Origin of the sequence: Pedobacter duraquae, assembly GCF_004362245.1 — a bacterium.
GTDB classification, from domain to species: domain Bacteria; phylum Bacteroidota; class Bacteroidia; order Sphingobacteriales; family Sphingobacteriaceae; genus Pedobacter; species Pedobacter duraquae.
Genome location: NZ_SNWM01000007.1, coordinates 63,476 through 88,823, shown reverse-complemented (window position 1 = coordinate 88,823; position 25,348 = coordinate 63,476). Strand labels below are relative to the sequence as shown.

General features: G+C 40.5%; 21 protein-coding genes. 5 read left to right on the top strand and 16 right to left on the bottom strand.

Annotated features, from left to right (window positions below):
* Positions 1–3 precede the first annotated feature (3 nt).
* Positions 4–996 carry a quinolinate synthase NadA gene (gene nadA, locus CLV32_RS21700; protein ID WP_133559073.1) on the bottom strand — a complete coding sequence of 331 codons (993 nt, stop codon included), beginning with the start codon at positions 994–996 and terminating at the stop codon, positions 4–6.
* A gap of 398 nt (positions 997–1,394) precedes the next feature.
* Between nadA and nadB the strand changes: the two genes are divergently transcribed.
* Both nadB and CLV32_RS21690 read left to right on the top strand, forming a co-directional pair.
* On the top strand, positions 1,395–2,981 hold the full coding sequence (nadB, locus tag CLV32_RS21695) for an L-aspartate oxidase (RefSeq protein WP_133559072.1): 1,587 nt from the start codon (positions 1,395–1,397) through the stop codon (positions 2,979–2,981).
* Between the two features lie 8 nt (positions 2,982–2,989).
* On the top strand, positions 2,990–3,499 hold the full coding sequence (locus CLV32_RS21690) for a gamma carbonic anhydrase family protein (protein WP_133559071.1): 510 nt from the start codon (positions 2,990–2,992) through the stop codon (positions 3,497–3,499).
* Here CLV32_RS21690 and CLV32_RS21685 read toward each other — a convergent pair.
* From CLV32_RS21685 to CLV32_RS21635, 11 genes are all read right to left on the bottom strand, one after another.
* Positions 3,492–5,132, bottom strand: coding sequence for an Ig-like domain-containing protein (locus CLV32_RS21685; RefSeq protein WP_133559070.1), 1,641 nt, complete (start codon positions 5,130–5,132; stop codon positions 3,492–3,494). The genes CLV32_RS21690 and CLV32_RS21685 overlap by 8 nt on opposite strands.
* Before the next feature lie 144 nt (positions 5,133–5,276).
* Positions 5,277–7,139, bottom strand: coding sequence for a tRNA uridine-5-carboxymethylaminomethyl(34) synthesis enzyme MnmG (gene mnmG, locus CLV32_RS21680; protein WP_133559069.1), 1,863 nt, complete (start codon positions 7,137–7,139; stop codon positions 5,277–5,279).
* Between the two features lie 64 nt (positions 7,140–7,203).
* Positions 7,204–7,452: a CBU_0592 family membrane protein gene (locus tag CLV32_RS21675; RefSeq protein ID WP_208111073.1), complete on the bottom strand. Its 249-nt coding sequence runs from the start codon at positions 7,450–7,452 to the stop codon at positions 7,204–7,206.
* 2 nt (positions 7,453–7,454) lie between these two features.
* Positions 7,455–9,326 carry an ABC-F family ATP-binding cassette domain-containing protein gene (locus tag CLV32_RS21670; protein ID WP_133559068.1) on the bottom strand — a complete coding sequence of 624 codons (1,872 nt, stop codon included), beginning with the start codon at positions 9,324–9,326 and terminating at the stop codon, positions 7,455–7,457.
* Between the two features lie 166 nt (positions 9,327–9,492).
* Positions 9,493–10,155, bottom strand: coding sequence for a GIN domain-containing protein (locus CLV32_RS21665; RefSeq protein WP_133559067.1), 663 nt, complete (start codon positions 10,153–10,155; stop codon positions 9,493–9,495).
* Between the two features lie 196 nt (positions 10,156–10,351).
* Positions 10,352–10,783 carry an rRNA maturation RNase YbeY gene (gene ybeY / locus CLV32_RS21660; protein WP_133559066.1) on the bottom strand — a complete coding sequence of 144 codons (432 nt, stop codon included), beginning with the start codon at positions 10,781–10,783 and terminating at the stop codon, positions 10,352–10,354.
* 10 nt (positions 10,784–10,793) lie between these two features.
* Positions 10,794–14,102, bottom strand: coding sequence for a DUF4175 family protein (locus CLV32_RS21655; RefSeq protein WP_133559065.1), 3,309 nt, complete (start codon positions 14,100–14,102; stop codon positions 10,794–10,796).
* A 137-nt stretch (positions 14,103–14,239) separates the two neighbouring features.
* A complete protein-coding gene (locus tag CLV32_RS21650; RefSeq protein ID WP_037441187.1) occupies positions 14,240–14,431 on the bottom strand; it encodes a cold-shock protein in 192 nt (63 codons plus the stop codon).
* A 96-nt stretch (positions 14,432–14,527) separates the two neighbouring features.
* The gene (locus CLV32_RS21645; protein ID WP_133559064.1) at positions 14,528–15,478 is read right to left on the bottom strand and encodes a hypothetical protein; all 951 of its coding nucleotides are present in this window, start codon (positions 15,476–15,478) and stop codon (positions 14,528–14,530) included.
* A 31-nt stretch (positions 15,479–15,509) separates the two neighbouring features.
* Positions 15,510–16,382, bottom strand: coding sequence for a phosphodiester glycosidase family protein (locus CLV32_RS21640; protein ID WP_133559063.1), 873 nt, complete (start codon positions 16,380–16,382; stop codon positions 15,510–15,512).
* A 7-nt stretch (positions 16,383–16,389) separates the two neighbouring features.
* Complete coding sequence (locus tag CLV32_RS21635; protein WP_133559062.1) at positions 16,390–17,643, bottom strand: aspartyl protease family protein; 1,254 nt, start codon at positions 17,641–17,643, stop codon at positions 16,390–16,392.
* A gap of 47 nt (positions 17,644–17,690) precedes the next feature.
* On the opposite strand from CLV32_RS21635, the gene CLV32_RS21630 reads away from it, so the two are divergent.
* Together CLV32_RS21630 and CLV32_RS21625 are read left to right on the top strand one after the other, a co-directional pair.
* Positions 17,691–19,016: a D-alanyl-D-alanine carboxypeptidase gene (locus CLV32_RS21630; protein ID WP_243732381.1), complete on the top strand. Its 1,326-nt coding sequence runs from the start codon at positions 17,691–17,693 to the stop codon at positions 19,014–19,016.
* On the top strand, positions 19,003–20,061 hold the full coding sequence (locus tag CLV32_RS21625; protein ID WP_133559060.1) for an aminotransferase class I/II-fold pyridoxal phosphate-dependent enzyme: 1,059 nt from the start codon (positions 19,003–19,005) through the stop codon (positions 20,059–20,061). The genes CLV32_RS21630 and CLV32_RS21625 overlap by 14 nt, the downstream gene beginning before the upstream one ends.
* Here CLV32_RS21625 and CLV32_RS21620 read toward each other — a convergent pair.
* The 4 genes from CLV32_RS21620 to porX form a co-directional block, all read right to left on the bottom strand.
* A complete protein-coding gene (locus CLV32_RS21620; protein ID WP_133559059.1) occupies positions 20,051–20,734 on the bottom strand; it encodes a M15 family metallopeptidase in 684 nt (227 codons plus the stop codon). The genes CLV32_RS21625 and CLV32_RS21620 overlap by 11 nt on opposite strands.
* 4 nt (positions 20,735–20,738) lie before the next feature.
* Complete coding sequence (locus CLV32_RS21615; RefSeq protein WP_133559213.1) at positions 20,739–21,965, bottom strand: alanine dehydrogenase; 1,227 nt, start codon at positions 21,963–21,965, stop codon at positions 20,739–20,741.
* A 64-nt stretch (positions 21,966–22,029) separates the two neighbouring features.
* Positions 22,030–22,446 (bottom strand): tRNA (adenosine(37)-N6)-threonylcarbamoyltransferase complex ATPase subunit type 1 TsaE, encoded by a 417-nt coding sequence (tsaE, locus tag CLV32_RS21610; RefSeq protein ID WP_133559058.1) that lies wholly within the window; start codon positions 22,444–22,446, stop codon positions 22,030–22,032.
* 6 nt (positions 22,447–22,452) lie between these two features.
* Complete coding sequence (porX, locus tag CLV32_RS21605) at positions 22,453–24,006, bottom strand: T9SS response regulator signal transducer PorX (protein ID WP_133559057.1); 1,554 nt, start codon at positions 24,004–24,006, stop codon at positions 22,453–22,455.
* Between the two features lie 102 nt (positions 24,007–24,108).
* Here porX and CLV32_RS21600 point away from each other — a divergent pair, with 102 nt between their 5' ends.
* Positions 24,109–25,332 carry an HD domain-containing protein gene (locus tag CLV32_RS21600; protein ID WP_133559056.1) on the top strand — a complete coding sequence of 408 codons (1,224 nt, stop codon included), beginning with the start codon at positions 24,109–24,111 and terminating at the stop codon, positions 25,330–25,332.
* Positions 25,333–25,348: the final 16 nt, after the last annotated feature.

The following is a 25,348-nucleotide window of genomic DNA, read 5'->3' as shown; positions in this document are numbered from 1 at the left end:
GGACTAGAGACCCAGGCTTGCTGAAATTTCCAGCATTCTTTCAATTGGTTTTCTGGCTTTTTCAATAATATCCATAGGTACTGTAACCTCTGGCAGGCCATTTTTCAAACAGAGATATAATTTCTCTAATGTGTTTCTCTTCATATACGGGCAATCGTTACAAGCACAGTTATTATTCGGCGGTGCCGGAATAAAAGTTTTTGTTGGGTTTGCCTTCTCCATCTGGTGGATAATTCCACTTTCTGTAGCTACAATAAATTCTTTAGCATCACTGTTGATACTGTATTTGAGCAATCCTGTTGTAGAGCCTATATAATCGGCCATTTCCAGTACTGCTTCTTCACATTCCGGATGGGCAATAAACTTCGCTTCCGGATGTCTTGACTTCAATTTAGTTATTTTCTCTCTCGAAAAAATCTCATGTACCATACATGCACCGTTCCACAATACCAGATCTCTGCCTGTTTTCTTAGCAACCCAGGCACCCAGATTTTTATCTGGTCCAAAGATGATCTTCGTATCTTTTGGTAAGCTCTCTACAATCTGTACCGCATTGGTAGAAGTACATACGATATCACTTAATGCTTTAAGTTCTGCAGTACAGTTTACGTAAGTAATCACCACATGATCAGGATATTTTTCCTTGAATTTCTTGAACAAATGTGGCGGACAACTGTCTGCTAATGAACATCCTGCCTTAAAATCTGGCAATAAAACAGTTTTTTCTGGCGACAGAATTTTCGCTGTTTCCGCCATGAAATGTACGCCGGCAAAAACGATCACATCTGCTTCAGTTTTGGCTGCTTCCTGAGACAATCCAAGACTGTCGCCGATATAATCGGCAATATCCTGAATGTCCGGTTCCTGGTAATAGTGGGCTAGGACTATGGCATTTTTTTCTTTTTTAAGTTTTTCAATTTCTTCAAACAGATCTAAAGTCGGATCAATCTTTTCCTCTACAAATCCTTTGCTGTTTAACTCCTCTAAGGTATCCATTTTTAACAGTTCAATAAATTATAATTATTTAATATAAGTAGACTTCTATTGTTTATTAGTGTGTTGATAACGTTGGTAAAAATCTTTTTTTAATGCTTTGAAATGACTTATTCTATACTTATCAACATTTATATTTGTTTTTATTTTAAAATATCAGCTGATTAATAGCAAGATATTAAATGAGACCAAAACTTATCAATACCAATATGTGTATTGTTAGTTACGGTTGAAAACGTTAATAAACTATGCAAAGTTGCGCATAAATACTTTAAAAGATTGTGTGCAATTATCATTTTAGCTTAGCTTTAAACAATCAAGATTATTTGTTCTATTTATTTATACAAGTAGTTAACACTTTTACCAACGTTGTTAACAACTTAACGGAATTCTGAATATTAATGAGAAAAGTGGATTTTCTGGTCATAGGATCAGGTATTGCAGGTTTAAGCTTCGCTTTGAAGGCTGCAAAGCACGGAAAAGTTTTAATTGTGACTAAGTCAAATGAAGACGAATCCAACACGAAATACGCACAGGGTGGGGTGGCAGTTGTTGTCGATAAAGATGATTCTTTTGATAAACATATTGAAGATACGCTGATAGCTGGCGATGGATTGTGCGATCCAAAAATTGTAGAAATGGTTGTTACTGAGGGCCCTCAGCGAATCCAGGAGATCATTGACTATGGGATTCAGTTTGATAAAGATACTTCGGGTGTTTATGATTTAGCGAAGGAAGGTGGCCACTCTGAGCATCGCGTTTTGCACTACAAGGATGTGACAGGATATGAGATTGAGAGTGTATTGCTGAAACAGATTCATGAGAACGACAACATAGAGATATTAACACATTACTTCTGTTTGGAGCTTATTACCCAACATCACCTTGGTGAGTTTGTTGACAAGAGTACCAAAGTTATTAACTGTTTTGGTATATATGCCTTTAATACAGAGCTTAACGATGTGGAAAAGATCTTGGCGAAGGTTACGGTGATGGCTTCCGGAGGGTGTGGGCATGTGTATTCCAGTACTACAAATCCGGTGATTGCTACTGGCGATGGAATGGCGATGGTGTACCGTGCAAAAGGAAAAGTGAGAAATATGGAATTTATTCAGTTCCATCCAACGGCATTGTATAACCCTGGGGAGTATCCTGCGTTCTTGATTTCTGAAGCTGTTCGCGGGTTTGGTGGAGTGTTGAGGAGAAAGAATGGCGTAGAGTTTATGTATGAATACGACAGCAGGGGATCCCTGGCTTCACGGGATATCGTGGCACGTGCCATCGATGCAGAGATGAAAAAATCGGGTGAGGAGTTCGTTTATCTTGATATTACGCACCGCAAGAAAGCTGATATTTTAGCTCATTTTCCTAACATATATGCTAAGTGTTTGTCTATCGGAATAGATATGACCAAGGATTTTATCCCGGTTACACCGGCGGCACATTATATGTGTGGGGGTATTTTGGTAGATGAAAATGGAAGAAGCTCCATTCACAATCTTTATGCTTGCGGGGAATGCTCGTCGACAGGACTGCATGGTGCTAATCGGTTAGCGTCAAATAGCTTGCTTGAAGCACCTGTTTTTGCACATCGGATTTACCTGGATGCCATAGCACAATTCGAAAAAAATGTTATTCCTGAAGCTATTCCGGAATGGAACGAACATGGGGTAACACAATCAAATGAAGATATTCTGGTTACTCATAATTTGCGGGAAACGCAGAAATTGATGAGCGATTATGTCGGTATTGTGCGCTCAGATTTCAGGTTAGACAGGGCAATGCGGAGGTTATTTTTACTGTTTGAAGAGACTGAAGAGTTCTATAAAGCTAATAAAGTATCCGTTAAATTATGTGAATTGCGCAATGTAATACAGGTTGCTTTTATTATTATAAAATCTGCTAAAGCAAGGAAGGAGAGCAGGGGATTACATTACACTACGGATTATCCGGAGCATGCAGCTATACTTACAGACACTATTTTTTAGAGGAATTTATGCCAGTTATTCTACCAGTAAAAGACACCTACCCAACGTGGGGAGAAAATTGTTTCATCGCGCCAAATGCCACAATTGTGGGGGATGTTCGTATGGGACATAATTGTTCAGTATGGTTTAATGCCGTAATCCGCGGGGATGTGAATACGATCACGATCGGTAATGATAGTAATATTCAGGATGGGGCGGTGATTCATGCTACCTATCAGAAGGCAGCTACAACAATAGGAAATAGGGTCTCAGTAGGCCATAATGCTATCGTCCACGGCTGTACACTGGAGGATCATATTTTGGTTGGAATGGGAGCGATTGTGATGGATAATGCTGTAGTAGAGCCTTATGTAATTATTGCAGCCGGCTCGGTGGTATTGGAAAATACCAGGTGCGAGTCGGGCTTTTTGTATGCGGGAACACCTGCAAAAAAAATAAAGCCGATAACTGATCAACAGCGTGAACTGCTGGATAAGTTACCGGATAATTATATTATGTATGCTGACTGGTTTAAATAGGTAGTTCTTTTGGAATGGCTACTGTTTGTTTTTGTACCCAGTTGGCGCGGATTGTGAAATCTTTTGGTTCGTTATAAATTTGTTCAGGCTGAATTCCTGAACGTACATTTCCGGTATCCCATTTTCCATTTTTGTTGGTGTCATATATCATTCGCAGGAAGTATTTTCCAGCCCGGTAATTGCGGAATGTAACCGTCGTATCGGCTTTAATAACCAGTTGATTTACCACTTCTTTTTTATCGTTTATAACCTGAACAACATAACTTTTATTAGGTTCTGGTACTGATATTTTTAGGTCTAATGTACCGTAATTATCGCTTTCGGCTAACTCAAATTTCTTTTTGAAGGCCTTGTTTTTTGAAGCGAAAGGCCCAGTAAACGAACCTTCAGTAAATTCAATTTCATAGATAGTTCGTTTTGCCCAAGGGAAACGAACGATATAAGAGAGGAAGTCTGTGCTGTCCTTTGTAAGCTGGAAATTAGTTCTTTTAACAGAATCTTCCAGAAGTATGATCTTGCCAGGATCTACTGCCGTTATGGGCATGGGAAACGTTAATCTAAATGGATTATTTGGGTTTAGAAGATTTCCTTCCAGGTTATCTGCAGGTATTAGAGCACGTTGATAAGTGTCTTTTTTACCCCGTGTTAGCTTAACAATTTGTTGTAATTTACCTTCTTCAAGAATGCTTACTTTAACTGAATCGAAGGATAGATCATTTAACCATACACGGACGGAGTCGTTGGTTTTACTGAATTTAATTACTTTTCCTGCATCCAGGTTAGCTGGTTCAGTCAGGGTTATACTTGGTTTTCTAAGCTTTTGATTCCATGTCATCAAGATACTTCCATCAGAATTTATCTTTCGCTCCAGCAATCTAAATATCGACGGATCTTCCTTAAACAAACGGATTTTTTGGTCTGTTATGGCCGCTTTTAGCTTGATGGTATCTTTGGTAAACCCAATTTCATCACTGATTTGCTGGTAGATTTTATCGCCGCCACCGGTTTCTTTGATTGCATACAATCGATAATTATCAGCCCTAAGATTTTGCATTTTAAAATTGCCGCTGCTATCTGTGGTCGCGTAAATAGATGGTTTTCCTTTTCCTAAAAGTGTATCACGGTTAAGCGGTAGTATAAATGCGGTAGCATCTAGAACGGGTAGTCCGGTAATCGCATCTGTAACTTTACCAGATAGCGAGAGCGAGTCTAGCTTGGGGCCGGTAGAGAATACATAAGTAAAATTTTTAACAATATTGCTTTCATTGATGTCGGCGATCATTTTTCCAAAATTGAGCGTATACGTCGTATTCTTTTGAAGTGAATCTCGGAACGTTATCTCTAAGGTTTTTTGTTTTACTTTCAGTTCTGGCTGACGTTCAACATCAGGGGAGATGTTAAATTCTTTAAACTGATCCTGGAGTTTGAAATATTCGTCAAATTCTATAGTTACCTTTTTTGCTGTAAAATTGGTGCTTAGATTTTTCGGTTCCATTTTCAAAACCTTTGGGGGAGTTTTATCTCTGGGTCCGCCTTCCACGCTTTTTGGGCTAGCGCAGCCAAAAAAACAGAAAACCACCACCAGTTGGCAGACCCAAAATATATATTTTAAGGAATTTTGATTTTTGGTCATTATAAACGCTTTTAATTAATTAGGAGTCTTTTTGGATGGATATGATTAAAATATGTTGAAAGTTCTTTATATCGGTTTATTTGCGGTCAAAATTTATATATGTATCTATTCTGGTAAATATCTATAAATCAGATTGTTATTTATTTATCTACTCATATGAACCATTAGAACCGAGATGTCTGAAGGAGATACACCGGAAATCCGCGAAGCCTGACCTAAAGTACGTGGTTTAATCTTTAATAATTTCTCTCTGGCTTCTTTAGATAGCGAACCGAGTTGTGCATAGTCAAAATCAGGGTTAATATCCTTATCTTCCATTTTTTGCATTTTATTCACGATGTCCATTTCTTTTTCAAAATAGCTTTCGTACTTAATTTTGATTTCAGCTTGTTCAATTGTTTCCTGATCGAATTGTCCAAGAACATCTTGAAGCGGTTGGCTGACTTTGGCAACGTCGTTGATGCTTACCTGTGGTCTGCTAAGCAGGCTGAATATTTTTACATTTTGATTTAATGGGGTCGTTCCAAGGTTTTCGAGCATTGTATTTGCGGTACTCATGTCAATGCCTTGTTTTCTGCTAAAAGCGAAGATATCATCAGAGTTTTTTATTTTTTGATTTACAATGTCAAGTCGCTCATCACTGATAAGACCAAGTTGATGTCCGATAGGAGAGAGGCGGATATCTGCATTGTCTTGTCTTAATAGCAGGCGGTGCTCTGCTCTTGAGGTAAACATTCTGTAAGGCTCATCGGTACCTTTGGTTACAAGGTCATCTATTAATACACCTATATAAGATTCTGATCTTTTGAGAATCAGTTCTTGTTTTTCGTGTACTTTTTGATGCGCATTAATTCCAGCCATAAAACCCTGACTAGCAGCCTCTTCGTATCCGGTTGTTCCGTTTATTTGACCTGCAAAATAGAGATTTGCTACCTTTTTAGTCTCCAAAGTGAGATTTAATTGGGTAGGTGGAAAGTAGTCATATTCGATAGCATAACCTGGTCTAAACATTTTGGCATTTTCGAAGCCTGGAATTTGAATGAGTGCACGATATTGTACATCTTCTGGCAAAGAGGTTGAAAACCCGTTTACATAAATTTCACAGGTATCCCAACCTTCAGGCTCAACGAAGATTTGATGTCTGTCTCTCTCGGCAAATCTGTTAATTTTATCCTCTATAGATGGACAATATCTAGGTCCTAACCCTTTTATTCTACCCGTAAACATGGGTGACTTTTCGAAGCCTTCTTTTAAAGTTTCATGTACTTTGGAATTGGTATATGTGATCCAGCAACAGCGTTGGGCAGTAGGTCTCTGTACATTTGTATATGAAAAACGACCTGGATTTTCATCGCCCCATTGCTCTTCCATCAATGAATAGTTCAACGAGCGACCGTCTATTCGGGGTGGGGTACCGGTTTTCATCCGGCCTGCTTCGAAGCCTAAGCTAACTAATTGTTCAGTAATTCCTGTTGCAGCTTTCTCACCTGTGCGGCCTCCACCAAACTTTTTTTCACCAATATGAATTAATCCATTTAGGAAAGTTCCGTTAGTTAACACGACGGATTTGCCCAGAATTTCTACGCCGATTGATGTTTTTACGCCTACGACCCTGTGGTTTTTGATGATAAGACTACTTACCATATCCTGCCAAAAATCAACATTTGGGGTGCGTTCCAGTGCTAGTCGCCACTCTTCGGCGAATCTTTTTCTATCATTTTGTGCGCGTGGACTCCACATTGCAGGACCTTTTGAGAGGTTTAACATGCGGAATTGAAGGGTAGTTTTATCCGCAATTATTCCCGAATAACCGCCCATTGCATCAATCTCTCTCACAATCTGCCCCTTGGCAACTCCGCCCATTGCGGGGTTACAACTCATCTGTGCAATGGTCTCCATATTCATGGTGATCAATAGGACTGAGGAACCTAAATTTGCAGCAGCGGCAGCGGCTTCACAACCCGCATGTCCGGCACCTACAACGATAACATCATACTCTTTAAACATGATCTATATTATTATGTTTCACGTGGAACTGCGCCTCTGTAAAGCGCTAACTCCCGAGGTTGTTTCACGTGGAACGTTTGTTTTTTAAACTCATTACAACGCCGTATAAGGAAACAATTGCCCATACGGTTTCTAAAATTACAAAAGGCATAAAGCCAATTAACCAGGAAGAATAGCCCGCTAAGGCAGATCCAACCAAGTTTAAGCTACTGTATAATAAACTTTGCGGGCTAATTACCTTCAGAATCTGAAGTAGAAAAGCAAGCAGTAAAATGGATACGCCGAGTGTAGCGATAAGGTCTGATGTAGCCATATTTAGTTGTTTTTTTCTGATAATTCCAACCAGCGTTCCATAGTTTTGTCCATGAGTTTATTCAGACTTTCGATGTCTTTTGTGACACCTTGAATACCGATATAATCAGCCGAGTCAAAATCATTTAACGAACCTGTTAATGTATTGATTTTTTCTTCAGTGGTGGAAATAGTCTGCTCAAGTTCCTCTAATTCCCGTTGCTCTTTGTAGGTTAATTTTTGTGAATTGTCCTTTTGAAGAGCTGCGGCCGTTGGAGTGTTCTTCGGAGCTTCTTTTGCTTTTTCTTTAGCAACTTCCAAAGATGTTCTATATTCGGAGTAATTGCCATTATAGATACTAACCTGACCTTCGCCTTCCATGATAAATAATTGCTCACTCATTTTATCAAGCAAATATCTATCGTGAGAAACAAGCATCAATACACCAGGAAAATTTTCCAAAAATTCTTCGAGCACATTTAAAGTGTCGATATCCAGATCATTTGTCGGCTCATCCAAAATTAAGAAATTTGGATTCTGCATAAGAACCTTCATGAGGTGCAAACGTTTCTTTTCTCCACCACTTAATTTTTCTACCATGCCATGTTGTTTTTTTGGCGGGAAGAGAAATAGGGTAAGTAACTGGGAAGCGGAAATTGTTTGGCCATCGGCCATCTTGATATATTCAGCATCTGACTTAACAATATCAATCACGCGGTCTTTTTCATTAAAGGCCAAACCACCTTGTTTGTAATATCCAAACACTGTAGTTTCTCCAACGCTAACATTTCCTCTTTCAGGATTTAAGTACCCTGTTAAAATATTAAGCAGCGTGGATTTGCCAGTACCATTTTTTCCGGCAAGCCCAATACGATCAGCTTTTTTGAAAACATAGCTAAAATCATTGATGATTTTCTTGTCGTCGAAGCTCTGGCCAACATGATCAAGCTCAAGGATCTTATTTCCCTGTCTTGACATCTTTACTTTTAATGTAATATCTTGTTTGTCAGATGTTTGCTTGGTTTTTGCGTCCAAATCGTAGAATGCATCGATTCTAGACTGCGATTTGGTCGTTCTGGCGGCAGGCATACGGCGCATCCATTCTAATTCTTTCTTCAAAAGGTTTTTATTCTTTTGGAATGTTGCCTCATCTGAAGCTTCCCGTTCTGATTTCTTTTCCAGGAAGTACGCATAATTTCCATTGTACGTGAAAGTTTTGCCTTTGTCCAATTCTACGATTGTGTTACATACGTTGTCCAGAAAATATCTGTCGTGCGTAACCAGTAGAATAGTCTTATTGCCCGAAGTAAGCAATTTCTCCAGCCATTCGATGGTATCAATATCAAGATGATTGGTTGGCTCATCGAGAATATACATCTCAGGATCTTCAATCAGAAGCTTAGCCAGAGCGATCCTTTTTTTCTGACCGCCGGAAAGCGTAGAGATTTTCTGTTGCAGGTGAGTAATTCCCATGCGACTGAGGATTGTTTTAATCTCATGTTCATATTCCCAGGCATTATGCTCGCTAAGTTCTTCGTACAAACGATTCAACTTATTTTCATCTGGATTTGGATCTTCAATCAGCTCTTCATATTCTTTAATAAGTTGCTGTTGTTTATTTTCCAGTGAGAAGATGAAGTCGCTGATCGAATAGTTATCTGGAAAAGTAGGCTCCTGATCCAGGAATCCAATCTTTACAGATTTATTTTTTACGATCTTTCCTTCCAGGGGGTTGAATTTTTCTGCCAGTAATTTAAGCAGGGTACTCTTCCCCGCACCGTTGATACCAACAAGCGCTACGCGCTGTCCCTGTTGTATACCCAGTGTTAGTTTTTTAAATAGCCACTCATCATGATAAGCATGACCCAGGCCTTCAGCTGCAATTAATGTGCTCAATCTGTGTTATTAACGATAATTTATGAGAAATAATTACAAAAGTAAGCAATAATTTATTGGATGGTGTGTGGCTACCTGTAAGTGAATGTAATTTTCGGCTACTGTATAAATAAAAAAAGACGGGAACCACCCCGTCTTTAACTAAAAACTAAACCTATATAAAATGCTATTTACTTAAATCGGTTAATGATACTTCTTCAAAAGTCAATGTTTTTGAAGTGCTGCTTTTTGGATGGGCAGCAAGGATAGTATTACCATTTCTGGTATCGATTGTTGTGTTCTGTGCTACAAAAGCGTTCATGTTAACTACGGAGTGTCTGCTAATCAATGCGTTGTAATCATCGGTAGTACCTGCGATCGCTAATTTAGCGCCATCATAGACTTCGGTGAATAAAGAAGCGGTATGTGTTGTAAGGCTTGCGGTAGCTTGATCCTTCAGCGATACTGTCAACGCAGGCACGTAAAAGCTGCCCTGTGTGCTCACTTTGGCGTGTTCGGAAGCTTGGATACTGGTTAGGTTGTTAACGTGCGCTACAACCGTTAATTTTTGTGATTTAAAGGACGATATTCTCAATGTTGATCCTTCCTGTTGAACGAGTGCGTTATTTGCATAATAATTATCGTAAACTTTCACGCTTTCGTTTTTATCCTGGATCAATATGAGTTCCACATTGCCTGACACGATAATGGTATTGATTTTTTTTGGGGCCGAGATTGAAGTAACATTAGCCAGTTTATTGAAATCGTCTGCTTTTGCGGTAGAATTGATTGTAGTTAAAGCGATTACAGTTAAACTTCCAGCTACTAATGTTTTGATATAATTTTTCATGTGATTTTAATTTTTGTCCTTACGGGCGCTTTTAATTATTTTGTTGTTTTGTAGTTAAGACGCAGGTAAGGGCAAAAGGTTGCATCAGCAAAGTGCTGAATTATACCAGCATAGGGAAGTATTCGACGAACGCCGTTATTTAGCCGATCAAAATTTTAAACCTTGACCGTATTCTTGGTATTTTTGTTTGTGGATGTTATTCAGGTAGTCTGGAAAGATAAAGATCTTCCTTACCGGTCATGATAGCTTTTGCAGCTTTTGTTTTATCAGGGTAACCAAGCAGGTGCAGGGTACCGTGAATCATAACTCGGCAAAGTTCGTTCCTGGATGTGCGCTTAAATTCAGTTGCATTTTCCCTGATCCGATCTATACTAATAAAAATATCTCCTACAATCGTTTTTAGCTCCTCTGAGTTATCGAAAGTTATTACATCAGTATAGGTGTCGTGATCCAGATATTGTTGGTTCATATGCAATAAATACGCGTCCGAGCAGAAGATGAAATTTAACTCTTCAAGTTCAAAACCTTCTGACAGGATAGTTTGCAGAATCCAATTCCTGATATCGGTTTTACGTTTGAGGTTAAAGGTGATATCTTCAGTAAAGAAATTGATGTTTGGTTTTGCCATGGGAATTCTTTTAACGGCCCGAATTTAGGGATTTAAAATAAGTAGAGATCTTATTTTTATAGTAATCGTTAAGTTTCGGTGGAACTTTTCTGATCTGTTCGGTCTGCGTATGTTCTGTTTTTTTGAAGGCTTCTATCATCTTGATAAAGGCAGGGGGCAAGGGTTTTCCGGCTTTGCTTTCTCTTTTTGAATCTTCGTCCTGTTCACGTTGTGCTTGTTCAGCATCCAGCATTTTGGTAAGGAGGTTACGCTGTCTATTTATCGTTTCCTGCTCTATTCTTTTATTAACTAGTTCCCTTTCGGTAAGGGCCATATCCTTAATCATCTGGTTTAAATTCCCCATTTTACCCTTACCATCCTTGTTTTGTTCCTGGTTAATCTTCTGCATGGCTTCGCGGATCATTTGTTGCTGCTGGGCCATCTTGGCGAATTGCTCAGACATTTGTCCTTTAGGCACATTTCCCTGGTTGCCATTTTTCTGCATTTCATCTTTCGCCTTTTGCATATTGTTATTGAGCTGTTCCTGCATTTTTTGCAATTGTTGCATGCTCTGTTGTTTTTTCCCTTTACCTCCGCCTTTCTGATTTTTCTGGTTTTGGAGCTGGTCGAGTACTTCACTGAGCATGAGCGCAAGGTTGTTCATGCCGGTCATTACATATTGTTGGTTTCTATAAGCTTCGGAAGTTAGGCGATCGCCGAGGTTAGTCAGGCTTTTGTCCATATTAAATCCAATAGTCTGGACCTCGCCCGTTACTGTTGATTCAATTTGCGGCACCCGTTTGCTGAGTGATGAAAGGCTGTCAGCGATGGTCTTCATATTATCCTTAATGCTTTTTTGTTTCTGTACCTGGCCGTTAAATGCAGGATCTGTAATGTTCATCTTCCTTAAGGAAAGCATTACCTTTTCCTGGTCGAATGAGGTGCTAAGGACATTTTCCAGAAGCTTGCGTATTTCCTGTGCATTGACGTTATTTTCTGTTTCTTCAGACTGCTGCTGCATATCGCTGAGGTTTTGTGCAAGTTGTTGCATTTGATCGCCAGCTTGCTGCTGACTTTTTGCTGCCTTATCTTTTTGGTTCTGGTTTAGCATCTGCTGGCTTTCCTGCTGCTTTTTGCTAATGTCATCTGTTTGCTTTTCAGGATCTTTAAATTCATTTGGACGTTCCAACTGCTGGTTCTTCTCTTGTAGTTTACCAAGTTCATTTTTAAGCTGTTCAAAATCTTTCGTTAGCTTATCCTGCTGCTGCTGGAGATCTTTTGACGACTGTTGTTGGGTAGTTTCCTTGCTGAGGTCTTTTTGTGCTTTGGCAAGTTCATTAAGTCGATCAATTTTATTTTTTAGTTCCTGATCAAACTCCAATTGCTTGTACAATTCCAAAATTCTATCCATCTCGTTCTTCAGCGTCTTATTGTCCATCTGCATCTTTGAAATTTCTTGTTTTGTCTGATCCTTGTTATTTTGATTCATCAACCGCTGAAGTTTTTCCAAAAGTTGCTTTGTCTTATCGTCAAGTACATCATTAAGCAGGTGATCCAGCTGTTTCTGTTTTTCTAATAATTCTTCATTCAATACCTGGTTAGCCTCTTTTTGCTCATTATTTTCGGCATTGAGCGATTTAATGTTTTTAAGGGTTTCATTAAGTTCTTTTTGTTGACTTAACAAAGCTTCAATTTCTTTTTTATCATCAAATGAGACCTGTTGCTTATCCAGCAATTTGTCTGCGATTTTCTTACTGTCTTTCTCAATATTTTTAGCCTGTTTGATCGCTTTATCCATCTGGGCTTTTAGTTTAGCACTATTTTTACTTAATGTTTCTGCCATTAATTGAGCACTTGGCAACTGATAGGCGTTGATTGCCGTGCGGCTGTGTTTGGCGCCATTTACACCATCATTGTCCGCGATATCAAAATAGTATTCCAGTTGATCTCCAGGAGTGATATTTAATTCGTTAAGGTTCCATGTATAGCTGAAGGACTGTTCTTTCAGGTCTCGGCGGATGGGGATAAGCTTTTTAACAACGGTTTTTTGGCCGCTTTTTGCAGTGAGTGTATAATGAAATGCCAGCGCACTAAAACCATGATCGTCGGCAACGGTTCCTGTAAAATAAAAAAGCCTGTTGCTGGTCGAGTCCAGCACTGACTTTATGTTGATTTCTGGCAGTTGATCCTTGATCACCAGGAGCTCATGGTTTACAGAATCAGATGATACAGCGCCAAAGCGCTCTGGCATCAATAAATATGATCCAGACTGGCTGATTCTTGCGGTAATTGCAGTTGTATTGCCGGGTGCAGTTACTCTTTTGCTGCTGCCATTGAGTTTAAATAACAAGCTTGAAGTATGCTCCGTAGCTATTTTCCAGGTCACTACAGTTCCTTCAGGCAGTGTGAGGTCACCCACATTATTTACCATCTCTGAATTTCTGCCAAGGTATGCGGGAAATCTGAGTGTAGCCTGCATTGCCAGAATGGCTGGCCGAGCCAATACAGTAACGTGAAATGTTTTAGAATTGAATCCGCCTGCCGTAAAGTGAACGGCCATATCCTGCTGCAGGTTCTGAAAGGTGTGTTTAAAGCTGCTGATGTTTTGTTTTTCCAGCTTATAAGTATTTTGTCCATCATTAACATAAACATCCTGTGGAAGCTCATTGCCGCTCAGTTTAAGGGCTATTGTTAAGTCATCACCCTGTGTAATAGTCAGCGATTTACTGGCAAGGTCAAAAGTAAATGGAGCTTCGGGCAAAATTTCCTGATCAAATTTCAGGAAGCTGTAGGTCCCATTGCGTAGAATAGCAGGAGCAAGCACCGCCATAAACAAAATGATAGCTATGGGGATTAAGAGATATTTGAGATACTTGCGGTTATCGGCAAAGTGTATGGCGCTGGAAAATGGAATGGGTTTCATCTCGACGATCTTCTGGTCGATTCCGGCAAGAATGAGTGCGCTGGATTGTGGCGACTTTTCTGCCAGGGCCTTTAATTGCAGGGTATTTAATAGCTTGTCCTGCACAGTAAAAAAATGCTCGCCGATGATCGCTGCGGATTGCTCCAGACTGAGGCCCTTACTCAGTTTCATCAATGGAATCAACGGTTTAATTACCCATATCGCAAGTACATAAAGGCCCGAAAAAATAAAGGCAAAGAATATTGCTGTTTTTGCAAACACACTGGGGTGGAGAAAATAGACCAGCAGGAAAGATAGGAGGTAGAGACCCAAAACAAATGCCAACGTATAGATACTTCCCCGGAGTAGCTTGTTTAAGTAGAACTTCCGGGTAAAGGCATTGATTTTAGAAATTAACAGGTCATAATTGCTTTCCATAGGCTAATTAAGCAAGAGGCTGCTTCACAAAGCTAAACAACGGAAAGGGTTTATTAAAGGATGAATTGAAAAAGCCTTTAAAATAAAAAAGCTTTCCGGAAACCGGAAAGCTTTTTGTACGAGTATGATATAATAATCTAGATTACTTTAACATTGATCGCATTCAAACCTTTTTTACCGCTTTCAACATCGTATTCTACTTTGTCGTTTTCACGGATTTCATCGATAAGGCCTGTTGAATGTACAAAAATTTCGCTATCGCCGTTAGCTGGTACGATAAACCCGAAACCTTTAGTTACATTAAAAAATTTTACTGTTCCTTCTTGCATTGTATTATGTATTAAAAAATTAAGTGTGCAAGGTAAGCATTATTTTTCTATAATCTGCAAATGCTTCATTTTTTGGGAAATATATCTAAATAGCTGTTACTTCGCCTTTAACCGTCCCACAACGTTGATTGTAATTTCGGAAGGATGGGGCATTTGAAAAGTGCTCCCGGGCTCAATTTTAAGCATGTTTTGAAGATAAACGGAAATGATACCCTGTAATACTTTTTTGCGGGCCTCAAGATACTCTGGTATATCATTCCTGAACGTGTTGAGATGAATTTTGCCATTTTGATCCACTACTGCAGTGAATGAATAGGCAAAATCCTGATATGCTTTATAGATGATGATTTTATATTCGGGAAAAAGATAATCGTAAGCCTTGGTTCTTCCGGCCAAAACATCTACTGAGCTTAGCTTTTCTACTGTAATAGATTTACTTAGCGGAATAAGGTTTACCGGAATTCTTCCAGCAAAGGCGCTGTCGGCATTTGTAGGATTACGGATTGCACGGGCAGTTAATTTTTTGATAAATGCCGTATCCGCTGCTGTAGGCCGCTGAAGTTGTGCGGCGGTTGTTTTAAGTACCTTGCTGATATACTCCTCGGAGTAATAGGTAATGCGTACATCGGAGCGGATATCATTGGCAATTTGCTTGTTGTTGACCTGCAGACGCTGCATCTGGATGCTGTCTTTGCTGATCGACTTTATTCGGAACCATTCGGCGGCGAAGTTATAGACATCGCCGTGATCGAACATCAGGTGAAAAGGTTGCATTCTTTTTTTCTGAGGGCTATAGGCAAGCACAGTGTCGTTAGACACAAATTGGATTATCCAATTAGGCTCCTGCTGAAATCCCAGTTCACTAAAAGAAAGGCCATTGCTGAAACGTCTTTTTACTTCCTGATAACGGATCCCTTTGATGGCAAGGAAATTATGGCGTGGGCGGAGTGTATCTCCTGGATCAAGCTTTTTGCGTTCTATCTGCTGGCAACTGCCGAAAAAAAGGGTGATGCCGCATACAACGGCCAGGCAATATATTTTCATCATCGTGTGTTCGGGCTTTTACTATGCAAAGATATCAGGGTTTTTTTGTGATTAAGAGCACATTGGCTACTTTTCTTTGCCCTGCATGATCCCATAATTTGTTATCTGAGGGAAAATTGATGACTCCGTTGTCGCCTGCGCCTTCTACCCATAGCGTAGTTGAGCCGCCTCCATCAAGGTTGATTGCCGTTAAACAATCCAGCCAGCGCATAATCTTGTTCAGTTCGTGCAGGCTCATACCTGCCGATTGCTCATTTCTTCCATCAACTGTAAGCAGTATGATCTTGCCATCTTTTTTTATGCCTACAGCCGTTCTGGGATGGCGTAAGGTAGTAAAACTGGTGGTGTCGAGGCCCTGAGTTTTTCCTTTAAATGACAACATCGGGCCACTCAGTAATATATGTTCAGCGTTGAGCGACTTTTCCCAGGTTGACTTGCCATTCCATTGCTCCAGTTTTAATTTGCCGTTGTGAATTGTTATGGCAGAACGTTGGTGTCTGGCACGGATGCCGTTTTTTTCAAGTCTGTTCTCCGCAATTATGGTATCTCCATATTTTAGAAAATCTACTGATCCTCCATTTTTAACGTCGAAAAAACTTCCGTTAACTGCGGCAATCGCGTTTTTTTCCAACGCAAAATCAGCAGTGGTTTTCAGAAGCTTCCTGTCATATCCGAGATCAAATCCCCACTGGTGTTTTTTTGGCGTTAGTTCCAGATAGCTGATGTTTTCATTGGCATTGAACAAGTCATGAGCAGTAAAATGTGCGACTTTTAAAGATACATTTGAGGAGATAACTGTTTTTTTCCAGTCTGCGTTGACCAGTTTTACTGAGTCTTTATCTTGCGCTAAAACGGCAAGAGAAGTGGCAGATAGCAGGAAGAAGAAGATTAGGGATCTTTTAATCACGATAAGCTTAGATTCTTTTTTTTAAAGTTATGATTTTATATACAACTTCGCCATCTCTGAATAATTTGAGAATACATTTCCGGCCGTCGCCGGCTTTTAGAAAATCATTGATAGCCTCCAAGTCTAGCTCGGCAACGGGATGTAGATTTACGCCTAGAATTTCATCTCCAATCTGAACGCCTTCCAGCTCTGCGGGCGATCCTTTTTCGATTCGCCCGATCATATAATCCTTGAGGCCTTCTCCCGATTGATAAATTTCGAGTCCTGACATATCATGTTCAAACGGCTTTTTGAAATTCTGGTTAGGTTTAAAAAAGAAAACATGGTTTTCGTAGTCCATGATGATGTCGAAACGGCTTAATATATCGGCGCCAATAATTCCGTTTCTGCCTGTCCTCAGTGCTTTTAATGGACCACCTTCATAATCAGGATAAGATACCAGTGTGTTTTTGATCTCATAAGGGCCGATGCTGACTAGCGGTGCACGTGCTATGTTTCCTGTTACGAGGCCTCCAAACCCGACACCTAAATTAGCAGGAATGCTGTACGCTGGGAGGGGATACTTTTTTCCGTCTAAGATCTCCAGGGAGAGGCTGTTACTTGCTCCGCTATCCATGAGCAGTTTAGACTTTCTTGGCTCCATGCCTTGTGTTTGAACTGAAAGATCGATATAGGGCTTATTTAAAATCAGTTCGATAGGAAGTCCTATTCCTTTGCGCCTGAAGGGCACATCATGCTTATAAAATGTTATGCTACGTGTTGAATATTTAAGTTTAACAACAAAACTATTGAAGAAATAAGAGCCTACCAAGCCGTGGATGGGCGTGCCCAAATAGTTCGATAGACTGAAGAAGTCTTCTTCCAGAATTGCCGCTGGCGTGTATGTAAGCGTAGCATGTCCAATCTGAGTTTCCAGAATGATGGATATATAGGCATCAAGATCTTCACCGTTTCCTGCTCCGCCAACCTTTACCTTTCGGAGTTTGCTAAATTGAAGGGAGTCGAGGATCGACGGATCAGTGATTAGCATTGCGCCGACACCGGTATCAAGGATAAAATTATAAGGTCCTTTTTTATTGATGTACACGGGAATAACGATCAGATTTTTGATTAATCTAAAGCTAATGCGTTCCTTTTTTCTATTGCCTTTCAATTTAAATTCTTGCGCATAACTGGGTACACTCAGTACATGAACGGTAATAAGTATGATCAGAATGGCCTTGAGGGGGCCTTTACCGTAATGATTCTTTGGCGAAACCATTAATATTTGTATAAATTCACTGAAAATATACGATGTATTGTTTGATTATGTATAAAATACGACACTATTATTCACTTGGCCTCTTCCTGATGATCGCAGGGCTTTTCTTTCAAAGTTGCAGTGCTGACCGGCGCATTGCCCGTGCTATGAAAAGAACGTTCAATACATCTCAGGTTATCAAACAATATCAGGTTGGCTTTGCGCTCTATGACATCAGCGGTAAGCAGATGATTTTTGAACGAAATGCAGAGAAATACTTTACACCGGCATCAAATACAAAGCTATTCACTTTTTACGCGGGCCTGAAACTCTTATCAGATTCTATCCCCTCATTACGTTATGTAGAACGTGGGGATTCATTAATTTTTTGGGGAACGGGAGATCCGTCCTTTCTGCAGGCTGAGCTTAAAGGTGTGCGCGCGCTGGATTTTTTACGGCAGAGCGACAAGAAATTGTTTTTTGCAGCCGGAAGGTATACAGGTGATTTCTATGGAAAAGGGTGGGGTTGGGATGATTACAACGCCTATTATCAAGCGGAAATCAATGAACTGCCTATACAGGGCAACCTACTTCATGTTACTGAACGGGGAGGAAAACCATTACTAACGCCTCGTTTGCTTAGCGATTGTGTGTTGATGGATTCGGGAAGCAAAAGCAGAAATTTTACCATTACCCGGGATTTCAATGAAAACAAATTCCATTATCCTAAAGTGGTTATACCAAAGGGGTATAGTCAGGATATCCCTTTCAGATTGAGCACCAATTTAACCTTGCAATTGTTAACTGATACGTTAAATAAGCCGGTTGAAGTGATCCGGAAGGACATGCCGGCGACAGCGAAAACAATCTATAATATGAAGACTGATTCGGTGTTGCGGGCGATGATGTTACCTAGTGATAATTTTATAGCAGAGCAACTATTGCTCGTATATGCAGATCGAATTTCACCAACGCTTTCTGCGGAGGTAGCGATCGGCTACATCCAAAAGAAATACCTTTCTGAATTGCCGGATGTACCGCGTTGGGTAGATGGATCTGGACTTTCACGCGGAAATCTTTTTACCCCGCGGGATATGGTTGCAGTTTTGGATTCAATCTACGTAACGATACACGATGATAAGCGGTTGTTTTCGTTGCTACCTGCTGGTGGTAAGACGGGGACGTTAAAAAACGCATATCCGAAAACTGACCAGCCTTTTGTTTACGGAAAAACAGGTTCATTGTCAAACAACCATAACCAGAGCGGCTATGTGCTGACTAACAAAGGAAAGATTTTCATTTTTTCTTTCATGAATAACAATTTTGTGCTTCCAACGGCAGAAGTACGTAAAGAAATGGTGCGTATTATAACCTATATTCATGAAAAATATTGAGCAACTGAGTCATTTGCCAGGGGCGCTATCAGCAACAATCACTGTTGGAAATGCGACGTACTTATATTTTGGAGGGACAGCATATCTGGGAATCCCGCAAAATGTAGCTTTCCTCCAGCATTATGTTCGTGGTTTAAGCCTGTTTGGGCTGAATAATGGGACCAGTAGAAATAATAACGTACAGTTGAATATTTATAATGAGGCGGAAGATTATGCTGCTGGCTATTTTAAGGCTGAGGCGGCACTGATCACTTCCAGTGGCTATCTTGCTGCGCAAATGGCTGCTCAGTATGCAGCCACGCTTGGGCAAATTGCTTATGCTCCCGCTACCCATCCTGCATTATGGCTGGACGGGAATCCGGGAATTGAGGGAAGTTTTACAGCATGGGGAGAAAGGATTAGCACAGAGATAAACCAAAGTGATGTGCAGGATTGGGTATTAATTAGCAATTCGATAAACAACCTTTTCCCGGAGGTTTATGATTTCGGGTTTTTAAGCCGTTTAAAGCCAGGAAAACGGGTGACCTTGCTGATCGATGACTCGCATGGCATTGGCATCTTGAACAACGGTATTGGAGCACAACGGGTAATTTCTGGAGTTGATGTGATTTATGTGGCGTCTATGGCCAAGGGGCCGGGCGTAGATGCTGGGCTGATATTGGGATCTTCGGCACATATCTCTGCTTTGAAACAAACGCCTCAATTTCCAGGAGCATCGCCGCCAACTGCTGCAGGTCTGTACGCCTTTATGCAGGGCTCAGCAATCTATCGGGAGGAGCATGATCAGCTTTGTGACTTACAATACCACATGATGAATCAAGGGTTGGTACAGGATAATTTTGAATATATCCCGGAATTTCCTGTGTTTTTACACCGGGATAGCGGTCTGGCTGACCGGTTGCTACAGCAAAGAATACTTATTTCTGCTTTTCCATATCCGGATAGCAATGGACCCCGTATTAACCGGATTGTTCTGAGTAGCTGGCACACGCAATTTCAGCTGGATACTTTGATTCAGGTGTTAGCTAAAGCAATTAGAGCATAGTAAACGGGATATCCATCAATTCATATCCCTGCCATCCTCTAAAATCAAAGTGCCACCATTCGTTATAGATTACTTTAAAACCATGTGCCTGCATGGTATTGATCAGGAAGTCTCTGTTTTTTATCAGTTTGACGGGAAGGTTGGCGTAATGAGGTGCCGCTGCGGGCGCGAAACTGTCATAAGGTGTCGGCATTGGGATATCTCTACCTGTTTTAAGATCAATGAGGGTTAAGTCTACCGCGCAGCCACGGTTATGTTTCGAACCTTTTGCGGGGTTGGCCACAAAGTTTTTGTCGCTGGCTTTTTGATAAAAAGCGACGGTCACAGCATATGGCCTGTAGGCATCAAAGATCTTAAGTCCATATCCTTTTTTACGGAGTTCTTCCTGTATTTTTTTTAGCTGCGCTACCACCGGCTTGCGTGCAAAAGCCTTGCCCTCGCTGTACATTACCTGTTTCATGAAATTTCGGGTTGTAGCATAGCGGATGTCGAGCACAATATCGGGTATAACTTTTCGGATTTCTACGAGCTGCTTATCAGGATTTGCGGCGTATGATTTTATATACTCAACTTTAGTATCAATAACCTTTAAGCCATATTCGTTTTGCTTGTCTTTTTGGGCGCATGAGCTCAAGCAGAAAAAGCAAAAGGGAAGCAGCAGAAGCTTATTCATGCAATTATTGATTGGAAACAATGAGTAAATTAATGTCTTTGCAAGGCAGATTGAACATATTGGCCAGATCTTTACTAGTGAGATGTCCCTGATAGATGTAGACAGCCTCGCGGATGCCCGGTTTGTCCCATATCACATTCATCAGACCACCCATATCTCCTATGTCTACCAAAATAGGCGTAAAGATATTCGTTAGCGCGTAGGAAGCTGTTCGTGGAACTCGTGAAGCAATGTTAGGTACACAGTAGTGGATAACGTCATATTTCCTGAAAACGGGATCCTTATGGTTTGTTACTTCGGAGGTCTCGAAGCATCCACCCTGGTCTATGCTGACGTCGATTACTACGGAGTTTGGTTTCATGCGGCTCACGGTTTCCTCCATTACAATGCAGGGGCTTCTTCCATGTGATGCGCGGATGGCACCGATTACGACGTCACATGTTGTAATTGCTTTACCAAGCACGATGGGTTGCATCACAGAGGTGAATACTCTGCTTCCGAGGTTATTCTGCAGTCTGCGCAATCTGTAGATCGAACTGTCAAAAACCTTCACTTCAGCACCTAATGAGAGCGCTGTGCGTGCAGCATACTCGCCAACAGTACCCGCCCCAAGGATCACAATCTCTGTAGGAGGAACACCGGTGAATCCACCAAGCATCAGACCTTTTCCACCAGTTACGTTACTTAGGTACTCTGCTGCGATGAATATTGATGTAGCACCGACAATCTCGCTCATTGCGCGCACTACGCTGAGGATGTTACCCTCGTCGCGCAAACTTTCAAAGCTAAGGGCATTGATTTTTTTTGCCAGCAGGGCCTTCAGGTAGCTTTCTTTTAGGGATCCCATTTGTAAAGCCGAGATCAGTGTCTGACCTTTGTGCATCATTTCGATTTCATCGAAGGTTGGTGGAGCGATTTTAACAAGGACATCTGCGTCAAAAACTTCTCTTTTATTAAAAGAAATAATTGCGCCTTGTTCGCTATAATCCTGATCAGAGAAGTTGGCTCCTACGCCGGCACCCGTCTCGATAACGACTTTGTGGCCGTTGTTGACCAGTAAAGCAACAGATAAAGGTGTAAGTGCGATTCTATTTTCCTGGAACGAGATTTCCTTTGGGATACCAATATGAAGGCTGTTATTTCTGCTTTTAACTTCAGACATGGTTTCCTTAGGCTGAATCAGCCCCTTCTGGGCGATCGACGCCATATCCTCTCTAAAACCTGTGGCCATTGCTGTTTTCTTCAATTATTTCTATAAAATTAGTAAAACAAATTAAGGCGGGAGCTACAATTTCCTAAATTTTAGTGAAGTTGATGCGCCTTCCGGTCTCGCTGGTAATCGAGATTTGCACCTTGATGTATGTTGGGGGCAGTAGCTCGGCGACTTTCTCAGGCCATTCGATCAGACAGATATCACCTGAATAAAAATAGTCTTCATAACCGATGTCATAGGCCTCCTGTAAGTTCTTAATCCGATAAAAATCAAAGTGATAAAGACTTCCATTTGGGGAAAGATATTCATTAACAATAGAAAACGTGGGGCTCGACACCAGGTCTGTAACACCTAACGCAAAGCATATTTCTTTGATGAAGGTTGTTTTTCCAGCTCCCATATCACCTTCAAAAATAAAGAGCTTTTCATTGCCTGCAAAAACAAGCAGCTCAACCGCTGCTTGTTTCAGATCATCAGGATGTTGAACTTCTAGTGTCATAATTGCTTATCTGGGACTATAGGTCGCTACAGGAATAATCATTTCTTCCAGTGAAATACCACCATGTTGGAACGTTTCATTATAGTAGTTCACAAATTGGTTATAGTTATTTTGATAGACGAAATAGCGATCTTCTTTCGCGAAGATATAATTGGAACTGATGTTGATCTTAGGGAGTTGTGCTTCGTGTGGATTTTTGATCAGAAATACTTCTTTGGCATTGTAATTCAAATTCCGCCCTTGTTTGTAGCGCAGATTGGTGTTTGTGTTTCTGTCTCCAATAACTTTACTCGGATGTTTAACACGAATCGTTCCGTGATCCGTTGTGATAATGAGCTTGACATTTTTCTGAGATATTTTTTTAATCAGGTCAAGCAAAGGTGAGTGTTCAAACCAGGATAGGGTGAGTGAGCGGTAGGCTGCATCGTCATTTGCAAGTTCACGAATCATCTGCATATCGGTACGTGCATGTGACAACATATCTACAAAGTTGTAAACAATAGCATTAAACTCATTTTGCATTAGGTTGTTGACTTGTTCTGTAAGGGCCTTTCCATCATCATATGTCAAGATTTTATGGTAGCTGAATTTGCAGTCTTTTCGCAAGCTTCGTTTGATCTGATCTTCCAGAAATGCAGCTTCGTGCATATTTTTACCGCCCTCATCATCGTCATTTTGCCATAGCGATGGGAATCGTTTTTCCATTTCCAAAGGCATCAGCCCAGAAAAAATGGCATTTCTGGCGTACTGCGTTGCTGTAGGCAGGATACTCGAGTAAGTGTCCTCCTCGTCGAGGCGGAAATACTCAGAGATCAGTGGATTTATAATTTTCCATTGATCATAGCGTAGGTTGTCAATCAGGATGAAAAAAACCGGAGTGGTGGAGTTAATGTGGGGGAAAGCTTTCTTTTTTAGTAGCTCGTTAGATAAAAGGGGTGCTTTTTCTTTCCCGTTTACCCAACCCAGGTAATTGTCTTCGATAAATTTCGAGAACTGCATATTGGCTTCTGACTTTTGCATCGTCAAGATCTCGTGCATTTGAGGGTCATCGAGTTTTTCCAGCTCAAGTTCCCAGAACACAAGCTTCTTATAAACATCAACCCACTCTTCATAACTGAGCTTATCGTTGAGTGTCATACCCAGGCGTCTAAAATCCTGTTGATAGGCCATGGATGTTTTTTCGCTAACAAGTCGCTTATTGTCGATAATCTTTTTGATAGTTAACAATACCTGCTTAGGGTTCACAGGTTTGATTAGATAGTCGTCGATCTTAGAGCCGATCGCATCTTCCATCAGGTTTTCTTCCTCGCTTTTGGTAATCAGCACGACGGGAATGTCACTTTTAATGTTTTTTATTGCAGAAAGGGTTTCTAAACCACTCATTCCGGGCATGTTTTCATCAAGAAACACCAGGTCAAAATGTTCTTTGCCGAAGGCTTCCAGCGCATCGTTACCGTTTGTAAAGGTGGTAACATGGTAACCTTTTTCGTTTAATAGTAATATATGAGGTTTTAATAAGTTGATTTCATCATCAGCCCATAAAATTTTCGTTTCCTGCATTTCTGATTTTTTATTTACATTAAATCCTTAAAAAAAGAGATCTCTTTCTAAAGTATGAATAAAAATAGCAATTTTTGTACCGTATAATTTATATCGCTGAGATTGAATAAAAAGAAAATTATAAATGATCCTGTTTATGGATTTATAAATATACCCTCTGAACTGGTTTTTGATCTGATTTCGCATCCTTATTTCCAACGACTCAGATATATTAAACAACTTGGAATGACCCATCTGGTTTATCCGGGTGCTTTACATACACGTTTTCATCACGCATTGGGTGCTATGCACCTGATGGGATTGGCTATAGAGGTGCTTAGAAGTAAGGGACACGAGGTTTCGAAAGCTGAAGAAGAAGCGGCAATTATTGCAATTCTATTGCATGATATTGGTCATGGCCCATTTTCCCACGCGCTGGAGCATAGTTTGGTTAACGGGATCCACCACGAGGATATCTCCATGCTGATCATGGAAAATCTAAACAAGGAATTCGAAGGTAAATTGAGCCTGGCAATAAGTGTGTTTACGGGGAAGTATGACCGAAAGTTTTTGAATCAGTTGATATCAAGTCAGTTGGATCTGGACCGAATGGACTACCTCAACCGGGATAGTTTCTTTACCGGCGTGAGCGAAGGCGTAATCAGTTTTGATCGGATTATTAAGATGTTCAATGTTTATGAAGACGAGCTGGTTATTGAGGAAAAGGGGATTTACTCTATAGAGAATTTCCTGATTGCCCGTCGACTGATGTACTGGCAGGTGTACCTGCATAAAACGGTAATTGCAGGCGAACAATTGCTGGTCAAAATTCTGGAACGAGCGAAAAATCTTAGTCTGCAGGGAGCTGAATTGTTTGCAAGCCCCGCGTTGGCTCATTTTCTAAAAAATACAGTATCTGAAAAAGCTTTTTTTGCTGACCCGGTACATTTAGAACAATTTTCAAGGTTGGATGATCAGGATATTTTTACCGCGGTAAAAGTATGGACGCAACATGACGATAAGATTTTATCCCAGTTGTGTACGATGCTTACAAGAAGAAATCTCTATAAAATTGAAATTACAAATGAAGCTCCTGATGAAGCGCGAATGCTACTTCTTAAGGAAAATACAGCTGCGACTTACAATATCTCGGGAGCTGATGCCTCATACTTTGTGTTTACAGCTGCTATTATGAACAGAGCTTATAATGCGGGTAATAGCAATATTAACATTTTATTAAAGAACAATACCATCATAGATATTGCAAAAGCATCGGATTTATCTAACTTAGAATCTTTGGATAGAACTGTTAAGAAGCATATTTTATGCTATCCACGCATCATTTAGCATTATTTAACATTTA

What these genes read in the sequence shown, in the direction of transcription:
- CLV32_RS21675 (WP_208111073.1), bottom strand. Translation starts at nt 7,452, where the DNA reads ATGGCTACATCAGACCTTATCGCTACACTCGGCGTATCCATTTTACTG.
- nadA (WP_133559073.1), bottom strand. Translation starts at nt 996, where the DNA reads ATGGATACCTTAGAGGAGTTAAACAGCAAAGGATTTGTAGAGGAAAAG.
- CLV32_RS21685 (WP_133559070.1), bottom strand. Translation starts at nt 5,132, where the DNA reads ATGACCAAAAATCAAAATTCCTTAAAATATATATTTTGGGTCTGCCAA.
- CLV32_RS21655 (WP_133559065.1), bottom strand. Translation starts at nt 14,102, where the DNA reads ATGGAAAGCAATTATGACCTGTTAATTTCTAAAATCAATGCCTTTACC.
- tsaE (WP_133559058.1), bottom strand. Translation starts at nt 22,446, where the DNA reads ATGACACTAGAAGTTCAACATCCTGATGATCTGAAACAAGCAGCGGTT.
- CLV32_RS21665 (WP_133559067.1), bottom strand. Translation starts at nt 10,155, where the DNA reads ATGAAAAATTATATCAAAACATTAGTAGCTGGAAGTTTAACTGTAATC.
- porX (WP_133559057.1), bottom strand. Translation starts at nt 24,006, where the DNA reads ATGCAGGAAACGAAAATTTTATGGGCTGATGATGAAATCAACTTATTA.
- ybeY (WP_133559066.1), bottom strand. Translation starts at nt 10,783, where the DNA reads ATGGCAAAACCAAACATCAATTTCTTTACTGAAGATATCACCTTTAAC.
- CLV32_RS21645 (WP_133559064.1), bottom strand. Translation starts at nt 15,478, where the DNA reads ATGATGAAAATATATTGCCTGGCCGTTGTATGCGGCATCACCCTTTTT.
- CLV32_RS21635 (WP_133559062.1), bottom strand. Translation starts at nt 17,643, where the DNA reads ATGGTTTCGCCAAAGAATCATTACGGTAAAGGCCCCCTCAAGGCCATT.
- CLV32_RS21620 (WP_133559059.1), bottom strand. Translation starts at nt 20,734, where the DNA reads ATGAATAAGCTTCTGCTGCTTCCCTTTTGCTTTTTCTGCTTGAGCTCA.
- CLV32_RS21625 (WP_133559060.1), top strand. Translation starts at nt 19,003, where the DNA reads ATGAAAAATATTGAGCAACTGAGTCATTTGCCAGGGGCGCTATCAGCA.
- CLV32_RS21615 (WP_133559213.1), bottom strand. Translation starts at nt 21,965, where the DNA reads ATGGCCACAGGTTTTAGAGAGGATATGGCGTCGATCGCCCAGAAGGGG.
- nadB (WP_133559072.1), top strand. Translation starts at nt 1,395, where the DNA reads ATGAGAAAAGTGGATTTTCTGGTCATAGGATCAGGTATTGCAGGTTTA.
- CLV32_RS21650 (WP_037441187.1), bottom strand. Translation starts at nt 14,431, where the DNA reads ATGCAAGAAGGAACAGTAAAATTTTTTAATGTAACTAAAGGTTTCGGG.
- CLV32_RS21630 (WP_243732381.1), top strand. Translation starts at nt 17,691, where the DNA reads ATGTATAAAATACGACACTATTATTCACTTGGCCTCTTCCTGATGATC.
- mnmG (WP_133559069.1), bottom strand. Translation starts at nt 7,139, where the DNA reads ATGTTTAAAGAGTATGATGTTATCGTTGTAGGTGCCGGACATGCGGGT.
- CLV32_RS21690 (WP_133559071.1), top strand. Translation starts at nt 2,990, where the DNA reads ATGCCAGTTATTCTACCAGTAAAAGACACCTACCCAACGTGGGGAGAA.